Annotated in this window: 7 protein-coding genes; 2 read left to right on the top strand and 5 right to left on the bottom strand. The window is 36.0% G+C overall.

The genetic code is table 11. The features are described 5' to 3' along the window. Positions 1-88: 88 nt before the first annotated feature. Entirely contained in the window at positions 89-508 is a 420-nt protein-coding gene (locus A9D35_RS00740; RefSeq protein ID WP_369692134.1) for a GNAT family N-acetyltransferase, read from the top strand. Between the two features lie 378 nt (positions 509-886). Continuing rightward, entirely contained in the window at positions 887-1,462 is a 576-nt protein-coding gene (locus A9D35_RS00735) for a helix-turn-helix domain-containing protein (RefSeq protein ID WP_066217793.1), read from the top strand. A 770-nt stretch (positions 1,463-2,232) separates the two neighbouring features. Here the strand turns inward: A9D35_RS00735 and A9D35_RS00730 are convergent. The 5 genes from A9D35_RS00730 to A9D35_RS00710 all read right to left on the bottom strand — a co-directional run bounded on the left by A9D35_RS00730 (position 2,233) and on the right by A9D35_RS00710 (position 12,966). Then, on the bottom strand, positions 2,233-3,708 hold the full coding sequence (locus A9D35_RS00730) for an arylsulfatase (protein ID WP_066217792.1): 1,476 nt from the start codon (positions 3,706-3,708) through the stop codon (positions 2,233-2,235). Between the two features lie 20 nt (positions 3,709-3,728). Beyond that, on the bottom strand, positions 3,729-5,591 hold the full coding sequence (locus tag A9D35_RS00725) for an alpha-L-fucosidase (protein ID WP_066217790.1): 1,863 nt from the start codon (positions 5,589-5,591) through the stop codon (positions 3,729-3,731). A 55-nt stretch (positions 5,592-5,646) separates the two neighbouring features. Then, entirely contained in the window at positions 5,647-7,419 is a 1,773-nt protein-coding gene (locus A9D35_RS00720) for an arylsulfatase (protein WP_066217789.1), read from the bottom strand. A gap of 20 nt (positions 7,420-7,439) precedes the next feature. After that, positions 7,440-9,617: a right-handed parallel beta-helix repeat-containing protein gene (locus A9D35_RS00715; RefSeq protein WP_066217787.1), complete on the bottom strand. Its 2,178-nt coding sequence runs from the start codon at positions 9,615-9,617 to the stop codon at positions 7,440-7,442. Positions 9,618-9,888: 271 nt separating this feature from the next. Further along, positions 9,889-12,966, bottom strand: a complete 3,078-nt coding sequence (locus A9D35_RS00710; RefSeq protein WP_066217786.1) for a galactose-binding domain-containing protein — start codon at positions 12,964-12,966, stop codon at positions 9,889-9,891. Between the last annotated feature and the right edge of the window lie 45 nt (positions 12,967-13,011).

Raw genomic sequence — 13,011 nt, 5'->3', positions numbered from 1 at the left:
GTGCTTAACCGAAAATTTTGTGCTTCGAATTCGCCTAATTTTCATATATTAACCGTTGTAGTGCATAACAAAAAAACACTAAATAAAAATGAATTTAAGAATTTTAGAAAAAAAAGATTGGGATCAAGTTTCTGAAATTTATAGACAAGGGATTGAAACTAAGAATGCAACTTTTCAACTTGATATTCCAAATTGGGTGGATTGGGATAATGGACATTTGCAGACCTGTAGATTTGTTGCCGAATTAGATAATGTCATAGTTGGTTGGTTTGCTCTTTCACCCGTATCTAGTCGATGTGTATATGGTGGAGTGGCGGAAGTTAGTGTTTATGTTGCGAATGATTTTTCAGGACAACAAATTGGAACAAAACTCTTAGAGAAACTAATAGCTGAAAGTGAAAAAAATGGAATTTGGACTTTACAAGCAGGAATTTTCCCTGAAAATAAAGGAAGTTTGAGAATTCATAAAAACTTGGTTTTAGAGAAGTTGGATATCGAGAACGAATAGGGAAAATGGAAGGAGTTTGGCGTGATACAATTCTTTTAGAACGTAGAAGTAATAAAATTGGACTCTGAGTAACTGCCTAACCTCCCATTCTTGTGCTACACGTCTTCAATAAGAATTAAAGCAACCATTCCAATAGGCTTTCAAGAAGCTTACAAACAAAATTCAAAATATAGAATCTTAGCTCCCGTCTAATAGAAAAAACTGTATTTTAGTAGAAATATATAAAATTGCAGCACGTTATTATACAGATTGACGTTAGAACCAATTAGAATCCAACAAAATCAATGACTGGCATGAATGTCGTAAAAATGTCGTATGTAAACCGTTATCAAAATGGTAGTTTCATAATTAATTTTACCCAAAAATAAACGTTATTATATGAACGAAATTGGAAAAAAAATTAGAGACATTAGAAAGAAAAAAGGACTATCTCAAGAAGAGTTAGCTGAATCTGCAAAAATTAACTTGAGAACTATTCAACGGATTGAAAATAATGAAAGTGAACCTAGAGGAAAAACTCTGAATTTAATTTGCAAAGTTTTAGACTTAAATGCAGAAGACATCTTAGATTACGGAAAAAAAACTGACAGAAGCTATTTAACTTACTTTCATTTATCTGTATTATTTGGTCTTTTTATCCCAATAGGAAATATAGTAATTCTATTTATCTTATGGATAACTAAGAAAGATAAAATAATTGATTTGAAAGATATTGGAGCCAATCTTTTGAATTTTCAAATTATTTGGACTTTACTTGCTTCTTTTGGGTTAATAATTGGAGCATTTCTTAAGATTACACATTTAGATATTGGGCCAGGAAATTTAATACTTTCATTATATTTTTGGCTTTTTCTTTATGTTATAAACATCATTTTACCAATAATATTTGCAATCAAAGTTAACAAAGGACAAACAGGAAATTTTTACCCGACCATAATAAAATTAATAAAATAACTTGTAAAACAGGAACAACGTATAAGTTTAATTTCTAGTCCTAGCCAGTTTACAAAAGTCCTTTGGGGGTTCGATATTTGAAAGAAAATGAAGAAGGAACAGAAGAACTTTTAAAATATTCGCCTAATTATGTTAAAATTTCATACATAGTATCTGAATAAAAAACGTTTTACAATCGTGTAGACGGTAGACGACTTAAAAGGCGTCACTGCTCCTCTCACACCATCCTTAGGCTAAAACACAGGATAAACCAAACGGGTCTCGTATACGCCGTTTCACTAAATTGAATTTTGCAAATTATTAATGTAATCTAGCAAAGGTTTATGCCCTTTTCGTTTAAGCCTAGGTCATGCAATCGTAGTCTTTAAAGTTGGACTTTGAGCAACTGGACTCGCAACGGAATTAAGCCAAGCAAACTTAAGGTTAATAGTGTAGGTGAAATGGAGTTTGGTTGCTTCCAGGTTTTCTCGTGGATTAGCAAGCAAGTGCAATGAAATCCGGAACGATTAACGTTATGTTCAAGACTTTTTAATGAAGGGCTTTTCCAAAATGGAGCTTTTCTCGGCATGTAGTGGGAATGGGCCGAGGGTGTTTTTAACTCTAAACTTGGCATAAATTCTACCACCAAATAATACCAATAACCATGTAATAAAATTAAGCCTTAAATCGCACCATTTCAAGTATTCTATTTTCTAAACTCCTAACAATATATCAGATAGGTTGATTTATTTAATTTAATAATCGAACGTTAGGCATATTAAATGAACCTATTATTCGGTGCTTTTAGGCTGCCATTCTGGTATCCCTGTTTCTTTTAATTGCTTGTAATAACGTTTAGCGAGTGGCTGATCTTTGGGTTCTACTTTCGGCAAACCTTCATTTACCATTAAAGGCTTAGTATTTTCCCACCATTTATCATATGTAGTTCTTAAATGTGCTATTAGTTCTGGATGTTCTGCATATACATCATTTGTTTCCGAGGGATCGTTTGGAATGTTATACAATTGACTATTATTATCAAATCGCCATTCTTGTGTTCGAATCGCCGACTTCTTGAATTTGGCATCTTCGCGTTCGCCTGCAGCCCATCGCCCACAATGAATAAACAATTCTCTATCGGCCCATACTGTGTTCGGATTTTCTAATAGTGGCACCAATGATCGACCGCTTAATTCTTGCATCTTTTCGGGTAAGGTTACACCTGCCAATTCACAAAAAGTTTGGTACATATCGATATGAGCTGTTAAGGCTTTAATATCGACTCCTGTCCCCAATTTCCCTTTCCAATACCAAAACGCAGGCACATGAGTACCGCCTTCAAAAGGTGAGTTTTTGGCCCCTCTTAAATTAGCATTAAAATGCGTTACTGGTTTTCCGTTAAGGGTTCCTTTTAAATGGGTTGCGCCATTATCGGTCATGAAAATAACCAGTGTATTATCTAAAGCGTCCCATTTTTCAAGCTTTTGCATGAGTTCGCCAAAATTATCGTCTATATTTTCAATCATGCCATAACGCCCTGCTGTGCCTTCATCATAACCTAAATCTAAAAATCGTTTTTTATAAGCCTCCGGCGCTACCAATGGCGCATGCGGTGCATTAAGGGCGACATAGGCAAAATAAGGTTGCTTGGCATCCTCTTGTTGTTTTATCCAAGCTTCGGCAGCATCAAAAAACACATCGGTACAAAAGCCTTTAGTTTGCACAATTTTATCGTTGTGAAGTAAGACATTATCGAAATATAAATTCTCTTCATTTGGAGGAAAATCGCCATATTTAGTTTGCCCAATACCTCCAGCGCCGTGCATAAGTACTTCATCGAAACCACGGTTAATAGGTAGGTATTCTTCTTCATCACCTAAATGCCATTTTCCGAAAAGACCTGTTTTATAACCCGCCGATTGTAAGGCTTGTGGCATGGTAAAAACATCTAATGCCATGCGTTCACGCTGCATGATAGTATGTGTTACACCTACTTCAAAAGGTCGAGCCCCACTCATTAAAGCTGAACGCGTTGGGGCACATGTTGGACTTACTTGAAAATCTGTAAAACGTGTTGATTGATTATAAAAAGCATCAATATGTGGTGTTTTTAAAACTTGATTTCCCATACAGGCTAAATCGCCCATCCCCTGGTCGTCGGTCATTACCAAAATGATATTTGGCTTCGTATTTTTTAAGGATTTCGTTTGTGCAAAACTATTTAATAGACCAATAGTTAGGCAGACTAAAGTGATTATATTTTTCATTGAATTTATGTCGTGTGTATTTATTCTTTTGCAGGAATAAGCTCTAAACCTTTAAATTCATAGCTTCCTTTTGTTGCTTTTGATGCCGGTATTGTAGGATAAACGGTTAATTTATGAATCCCAGCTTCATCAATTTTAATATACCCGTCTTGCTGTTTTTTAGTTAATTTACCAATCTCTCCTTTTGCATTAAGTGTTATGGTATCTTTTAATGTACTTAATTGGTATTCAAATCCATCATTTCCAGAATCTTCACTAACAACTTTAAACCTTCCTGGCTGCTTAATATTTACAGTCCATATTAAACCTTGTTTGGTATTTTCTCCCCAACGGTGTGTTACCTTTTTATCGTAATCGTAACTAATGCGTCGAATAGAAAACTCACATTTTGAAACCGGTAATTGGATACTTCCATCTGCTGCTTGCTGTAAGGTTTCATCAACAACTTTGGCGATTTGGTCTTCTATTTCTAAGACCACCACGGTTACATATTGTTGTTTTAAATCATCGGGAAGCGTAACACTTAATTTTTCGTTTTTCTGAGTAAATTTTAAAGCTTGCTGTGATGTATCTGCCAAAACATAAGCCTTATTTACTTTAGACAAAAGACCTGTTAACGCCACTTGATTATTTTCTAAATCTTGAACATGTAAGTAGACTTTACCTGGCTTGCTTGTGATGGCATAAGGCGGAAATTTTAAAGGACTTGGGTCAGCGCCGTAGATGGCTTCACCATTTACTTTTAGCCAATCTCCAATAACATGAATACTATTTACCTGCGATTCTGGTATGGTTCCATCAGGGCGTGGTGCAACATTCAATAAATAAACACCTCCATTTCCTATAATTCTACACAGGCTATAAATAAAATCGGAATAATCTTCTGATCGGTCAAGTTCGGCACCTCGAGATGTGTAACCCCATCCATGTTTTGTTACTGATTCATGCGTTTGCCAAGGCACTTTTAAATCAGGAAGCCACGTCGCTTTGCTTACACTTGGTGTGGTACCGTTATCAATAGACACGTCAAAATGGCCGTATCCATTACCCAGTCGTGCATTAACTAATGCTCCCGGTTGGTGTTCCTTAACAACATCCATCATGAGCTGACTTTGTTCATCTGTAATTTGAAAAGGTGTATCGAACCAAACCATAAAAATATCGCCATAATTAGTGGTTAACTCCTTTATTTGCATCACTGCTTTTTCTCTAAAATAGGCATCAAATTCATCGGCTGGTTTGATAACACTGCCAAAATCCCAATCGTTACCAGCGCCTCCTTTTTCATGCCAGTCCTGGTCCTGCGAATAATAAAAGCCCAATTTCATGTCTCTTTTTGCACATTCTTCCGCTAGTTCTTTCAAAATATCACGGTTAAAACCTGCAAAATCAAACAAATTATAAGGATGCTCCGATTTATACATGGCAAATCCATCGTGATGTTTCGCGGTAAGTACAATAAATTTCATGCCTGCATTTTCAGCAATATCTACCCATTCTTTAGCATTAAAATTTTCTGGTTTAAATTTACCTGCGGCTTCTTTTTCATACTCTGCTACTGGTATAAAACTACGTCTCATAATCCATTCTGCAGCTCCTTTTTTGCCCTTCCATTCTCCTGCAAGTTGTGCGTATGGTCCGAAATGCACAAACATGCCAAATTTAGCATCGTACAGTTTATTCATATTCGCCCTGATTTCAGGCGTATATTCAGACATTTTTGTTTTCCCGAAATCGACGTCTCCTACCGTTTCGGTAACATAATCGATTTCAGAGTTTTCAGGAATGCTTTTATGCTTTTCGTTTTTACAATTAAATTGAAAAAAGCACAGCGCAGCCATGGCTATTAATTTGAACTTCGAAAACTTTATATTTTTATTCATTTTGTTTAGTTAGTTATATTCATAAAAAAACTCAATTCCTTTTGAAATTTACCAGCTACAATTTCTCGATATATACATAATAAGCCGGATGCACATGCCCATCCTTATCAATAAGTTGGGCTTCCATATCGTATTTTCCCGCTGGTATTTTTCCTTTAAAGGTAACTTCGGACTGGCCTGATTCAATTTTCAGTTCCTTTTCAATATTTGCAACGTATAAAAAAGCAGTTTCAAAATCGGATTTCTCGCTACCTTCAAGAACCTTATGTAATTCTACTTGTTTTTCTTGACCTGGAAAGGTTGCATTTATGGCTAAGCCACTTTCTCTTGGAAACCTTCTTAATGCAATAGCATATTCGCCATCTTCTACAAATTCAATTTTCCAACTTCCGCTGGCCTGAACAGCTTTTGAAGCACCGTCTTGGTGCCAGGCACCATTATGTTTTCCTGTAAACATGTCGTGGGCAGAAATTCGACTAGGATTTTCATTAGGCGATCCTACTTTTATATACCCATAACGTTCGTTTGGACCTTCGGCCATAATGGATTGCCACCAAATTTCGTAACCCGCAGACAAACGTGCTGCCACTTCGGGATATTGATTAAATACATTATTAGTTTGGCCACGATCTTTGGTAATATTATACAGCTCATCACCATTTATCAATCGCCAATTATCATCCATAACCGTATAAGTTCTGTATTTTATAAGATTTTGTTTTCGCTGGGTGTCCATGTATAACATGCGATTTTCCCATTTGGGATTAGCATCAAAAAGCAATGGTTTTAAGCTTTTCCCGTCCAGTGGTTTTACAGGGTTAAAATCTAACCCGAAGAGATCTACAAAGGTGGGGATCAAATCATAATGCGCCACTAAGGCATCGATATCCTTACCTCCTGTTAGTTTTCCGTTAGGCCAACGAATGAATAGTGGCACACGATGTCCACCGTCGTACACACTACCTTTACCGCCTTTTAAGCCTGCATTGTACACATTTCTGCCCCACGCCGAGCCATTATCAGTTGTAAAAATTAGAATGGTATTATCTGTAAGATTTAAAGCATCTAATTTTTTTTGAAGCTGTTTAAAATTATCATCAATGTTGGTAATCATCCCATAAAAACGTTGAGCATTCTCGTTAATCGCGTCCAAATCTTTATACATATTAAAGTATTTTTCTGGCAGATTAAGCGGCGCATGAGGCGCGTTAGTAGAGATGTAACAAAAGAACGGTCTGTCTTTGTTTTCTTCAATAAAATTTAAGGCTTCATTAAAAAACACATCGGTACAATAGCCTTTATATTTTTGTGTTTTGCCATTGTGCCAAAAGGTATCATCAAAATAATCGTTCCACCAATAATCTGGTCCTTGGGTAATTCCGCCACCACCATGTCTCACAACTTCTTGAAAACCTCTGTCTTCTGGACGATACGGATAGTTATCACCCAAATGCCATTTGCCAAACATGCCGTTTACATACCCATTTTGAGCTAATATTTGAGGCAAAATAACCTCATCTTCAAAAAGCAAAGAGCGCCCTGTAATGGTATGAAACACATTAACACGATTAGAATGCCTTCCCGACATTAATGCACCTCGGGTTGGGGCGCAAGTTGTAGACACATGGTAATTGGTAAAACGAACCGCATTGGCATAAAATTTATCAATACTCGGCGTTTTAATGTATGGATTACCCAAACAAGACAAATCGCCCATACCTTGATCGTCGGTAATAACCATTATGATATTTGGTCTGTCTTGTCCTAAAACATCCGTAGGAGCAAAAAACAGGCTAAGTATTAAAAGTCCGATTGCTTTTAATTTCATTGCATTATCTTTTTAAATTATTAGTCTTTACGCAATCCTACCTGAGATAAATCGATAGGTGTGATTCCCATCTCGATGGCTGGGGAACCTGGTTTAAATCTGAAATCCCCATGTTCAGGATCGACAAACATAGGATCTACCGCGCGGCTATTTTTATCAATACCGTCCTTCCGATTTTTCTCGATAAGTGCCTTCCCTTTATTTAAATCTGGCTTACAGAAATAAATATTATTATCGGTATCGGCATCGCGAGCTCGTGCTAAAGCTCTTCCTCTACGGTCCTCTGAACTGCCTGCCTTTCCTGGAGGTAATTCATCTATAAACGTATCGTCTTTAGAAGATGAGTAAAATATATTATTCTTTATAGTGGCTCCAGTTAAAGGACCTTCTCTTACCGACAAATAATACCCACGAGGTGGTGCAATAATATCGGCAACTATATTATTTTCTACTTTGTTATCAAGCTTGGTTAAGATACCCTGAGACGTACATTTATAGATCACATTTTCAGTGATTAGAGTTCCTGTTTGTCCGCCATCGGTACGAAGTGCAGCTTGCATGATCATATCGGCTTCCAAGTGATGAATATAGTTTCTTTTAATGATATTGTTTTTACCAGCTCCTCGAATGTAAATCCCATTCCCATCGCCTAATCGGCTCATGGCATGATGAATCTCGTTGTTTTCAACGATATTATTGTGCGTATGTAAATAAGGTAACACCTCTTCAAGACTTAACCCTTTAGAGAACTTAGGCATATCATCTCTACGTAATGTGCGTACCAATTCTCTCCCATTGCCATTTTTCGCAAAGAAATCGGTCATACAACCCGATAAAATAAGTCCTGTATAATCGGTATGATGAATTAAATTATTTGCAATGCGATTTTCGCCACTTTGCCAAACAAAAATCCCTGGTGAATGCCAATATATCTCACCCACATGATGAATATTATTGTTATACACCGTATTCTTTTTATTAACATCTTTAGTACCTGGTCCATAACCAGCAAGTAGAATGCCGCCACCACCCATATGCTCAATATGATTACTAGATATGGTATTTTCCATTCCGTATAAATCGACACGAATAGCACCGCTACCACTATCAAGAAAATGACATTGTTCTATAACGCAATTCTCTGAACCTCTTAATCGAACCAAAGCATTGTTTTTATCTAGCATATCCCAGTCATGCTGTAGGCCTTTATCGTCTGGGGTTAAGGTATAACGCTCCCCATGTTTAAAGGTTAGTCCTTTAAAATGAAGGTTGCGTACAGGCACATCGGTAGGGCCATCGAAATCTATTTTACCTTCAACTCTGATAAGTTCCAAAAGTTGAGGCGCATATACTGTTGATGTATTTCGTGGCCATAGGTAAACCTTTCCTTCTTTAGTATTTAAAACCCACTCACCTTCTTGGTCTAAAACTTCTATAACATTTTCAACCCACAAATTATCTGTCGTTTTTAAAAAATGTAGGGTATTCATGGCGTAAGTCGCATCAATAGACGTGGTAGCTGTTTGCGTATCTTCATTCACAGACTCTAAAGGAAGCATATTCACAATCCAAGCATGATGTGGTCGTACTTTAATTTCGACATCTGTTATATTAGACCAATTTTTTAAAAATCCTTTAGGAAAATGAAGTGTGTTTCTACTATTTTTTCCTTCCTCCGTAATAATGCCCTCAGATTGCGCACGCGGTAACATCCCATCTTCATCATAAAGTGTTTTGAAGGCATCTGACACATTAGCAACGTATATTTTTCCTTTAGCTTTTTCAGGCAAGCCTGGAATATAGGTTGTTACTTTTTCCCAACCGCTAATTGGTTTTCCTGAACTAAAAACTGGTGTTTCATTTGGATAAGCAGCATAAGTAATGGTTGAATTTCCTTCACCAGAATCTACTATACCAAAAACAATTGTTTTATCTAATTGATAAAAACCGCCACGAACAAATACCGTAATATTTCCTGATTTCGTCTTTTTTAAATCGCGTACAGCATCTCGGGCGCGCTCTAAAGTTGCAAAAGGTCCGTCTGAAGCTTTTGCATTAGGAGCAGCCAAGGTACCAGACCAAGTATCTGAACCTTTGGTTGACACATAAAAATCGGCATGTTCTGTTGCCTTTACCTGAGCTACACTACTCATGCTTACCATGAATAGCGTACATAACAAAATGAAATAGTACTTCATATATATTAAAATTTTATTCTATTTAAAGTATTTGTGGTTCAGTAATATATTTGCCTGTTCTTTAATTTTTTCTCTTAATATTTTAGTTGAATTATTTAGGATGTCTTTCTATTAAAAAAAAGCATAAGCCGAATTAAAACAATTTTGTTAAACACATTACTATAAAACAATTTTTAAAATCCGGCTAAATGCTTCACAACAATCCAAACAAAAAACGACCAATAGTACCTAGATATCAAAAACTTATTAATGTTCTCTTTAAACTGTATACCTACTCTTTAATAAATTTCATTACGAAATTTGTTCTTCCAACTACTTTTAAAATATAAAAACCACTTTTTAAATTACTTATATCAATCTGTCCTTTTGGAGTTTTAACATTCTCAACACTTACTTGTTTTCCTAAAATGGAAAATATTATAATTTGATTAAATCCTTCAACATTTTTAAAGTCATAATTTAAGACATCTGTTGCAGGATTAGGATAAAGTTTGAATGTATTTTCTATTGTGTCAATTGACAATGCAGAGTCAAATTTAAACACCTCAACTTCTGCTAGAGACAAAACATTGATGGTGTTTAATTGAATTCTTACAACTTGTCCCACAACACCTTGAATACTTATAGTTGACGTCAAATTTGGAGCCTCCTCAACTAATTCTGAATAGACTTCCGTTCCTTCTGAATTAATAATACTAATAGTAAAATTTGATAATCTTGTATAATTAGTTCCTACTCTATTGTACAAATTAATATCACCAATACTATACTCATCTCCTAAATCAACCTGCCACCAAGGATTCTCCTCTTCTTGTGTATGTGTTACTGAATTGTTTCCAAAAACACCATCTGTATTACCATCAATTGCACGTGAAGGCTCTCCCCCATAATCTGTCGACGATTGCGTAGCTACTCCGTTCAAAGCAAGGTTAAGATCTGAACTCTCTAAAACACTAATTGCACATTCACTATTATAGCCACCATCTACGGTGCTTACTGTAATTATAACATTTCCTAATGTATGAGCTTCTACTACACCGTTTTCATCTACGCTAGCAATAGAAGAATCACTACTACTCCAAATTACTGATTGATTTGCGGCGTTTTCAGGCATGACCTGAGCAGATAGTTCTACATTTTCGTTTACAGTTAAATAATATTGATCTTTAGAAATAATTACATCAGTTACCCCTATAGAATCTGGGTCTAATATTTTTAATTCTACTACCCTTTCTGTTCCTGAAGTAGCATCACTTACCTCTAATTTAAACTCATAATTTGTTTCTATTGATTCTGAAGGTGTACCACTAAGTATCCAAACACCAGAATTAGGCTCACTAATTGTTAACCAAGAAGGAAAATCTTCAAGAGCCAAAAGTGATATAATTTTATCTCCTTCAGGGTCCCAAAAATCTGTACCTTCAACTAAAGTATGTGAATAAGGTTGCCCCATAATGGCATCTGGTAAAATCGTATGTGCTTTTGACCAATTCGGACTACCTGGGCTTTCATGCGTCATTAGATAGTTATCCATCCCTTCTAAAAGAACATACACCCAATCGTATATAGCTGTTACCGTTCTATTATAAGATCCACCCCAAGTCATAGATCCTCCCGCTTGTATCGCCTCTAAGTTCCATTGATTGAAATCGTCTTGCTCCCAAGCTTGAGTAGCTCCATATTTCCATGCTGTTGTTGATAATTTTGAATGAAAATTACCAACAATTTTATCATCCCAGTCCCAATTTCCTCCAGAATGCACAGAACCATTTGTTTCTGTCATACGAGTAATATGTTGGTAATTTAGATCGAATTGATTTCCTTCTATTTTTTCAGCATGGTTATTATTGCCTCCGAAAGCATGTCCAAAGGTAAAATCATCAAATCTAGTTGGATGAGCATAAGGATATGCATCATAATTTACTGTACTTCTTCCGTTATTAAAAGCGATTGCTATATCAGGATTACCTGCATGCACTGCATTGGCATAAGCCTGATAAATTCTTTGTTCTTCAATTAGGCCACTTGCTGCATTATCTCCATTTTGCTCCATGGTACCTCCGTCATCAAAAATCCATGAATCAAAATGCTCTCCATAACGTATGGCAAAGTCTTTAAGAAAGTATTCTGCATAACAAAACATATACTTTCTCATTGGAAAAGTTTCTGAAGCATCCTCATATTCACCAGTAACTTCATTCCATATAGCTGTATGATAAGGCTGACTATTAATAAAAGCTTGAATCTCCGGATCTGTATCGCAATATTCTATCCAACTATCTACAAATTGCTGAAGATATTCAGAGTTTTCACCAACAAAATTTTCAGAATTTGTATAGGCCTTAACATTAAAACCTGCTTCTTTTGCTTTTAAGATATTTGTTAGTAGCTTATCGTTTTCCGGTTTATCTGAATTTAAATTACCCCAAGCTGGAGCTACTGCATCGCCCCCAGGCAGCATATCAAATAATTTATGCGGTGCAAAATGTTCAGCAGATAATACCGCACCATTTGTAAAACTCACGCCTAGACGATCTAATGTTTTAAGATTCTTTATTCTATCATCTAATAAATCTATATCGATTTCTGAATTCCATGTTCCTCTTAATTTATTTGCACGTTCACCTTGAGCATAGTTTTTTTCTAATGTTATGGATTGAATAGATTTTCCGCCACCTTGATCATCTTGACCGTAAATAGCAACATGATACTTTTTGGTTAAATCAATACCATCAGCAATAACTCCTGAAGCCTCATAAACATCGTTTATACGATACGTCCAAGAACCTCCTATGCCTATTTCTATAGTTACCTTAGTCTTTTCTCCAGCAACAAATTGCGTCCTCGTCCCAGATTCATCTAAAGTGATACGTTCCGTGCCATTTGTAAAGTTTAATCCTCTAGCTGTGGCGTCATCATCGGCAGTTAAATTGGCTCCAATACTGTATACCGAAAGGTCGCTCTTATACGGATTAAAACCTGTAAATGAAGCTAAATCTATTTCATCACTTATTAATCCAAATGAAAAATTGTGTGCCGCGGCAACATCAATAGTACCGGTAGTATATTCAACAGTTAATATGAAACCATCATTAGACTGAAACGATTCGGTTGAATACATTACTGCTCTCCGCGTGTATTGAGTTCCTCCATTATTATAAACATAATCTCCACTGGTTTCATCTTTTTGCCATGTGGCATTTCCGTTAACTGAATTTACCTCGTAGGGTGAAAACTCATCATGGAAAATTTGTGCATGGGTTGTTTGAAACCCTGCTATACCATAAGCGCAACAGGATAGTAAAACAAATTTGACATATGTTTTTAATTTAGTTTGTTTAAAATTCATAATTAGTTTTTTGTTAGTTTTATTACGTTTTAAGTTGCAAAGTTT

This window comes from Formosa haliotis (assembly GCF_001685485.1).
Taxonomy (GTDB): domain Bacteria; phylum Bacteroidota; class Bacteroidia; order Flavobacteriales; family Flavobacteriaceae; genus Formosa; species Formosa haliotis.
Note: the sequence above shows the minus strand (reverse complement) of the source record. Positions and strands in the feature narration are given on the sequence as shown.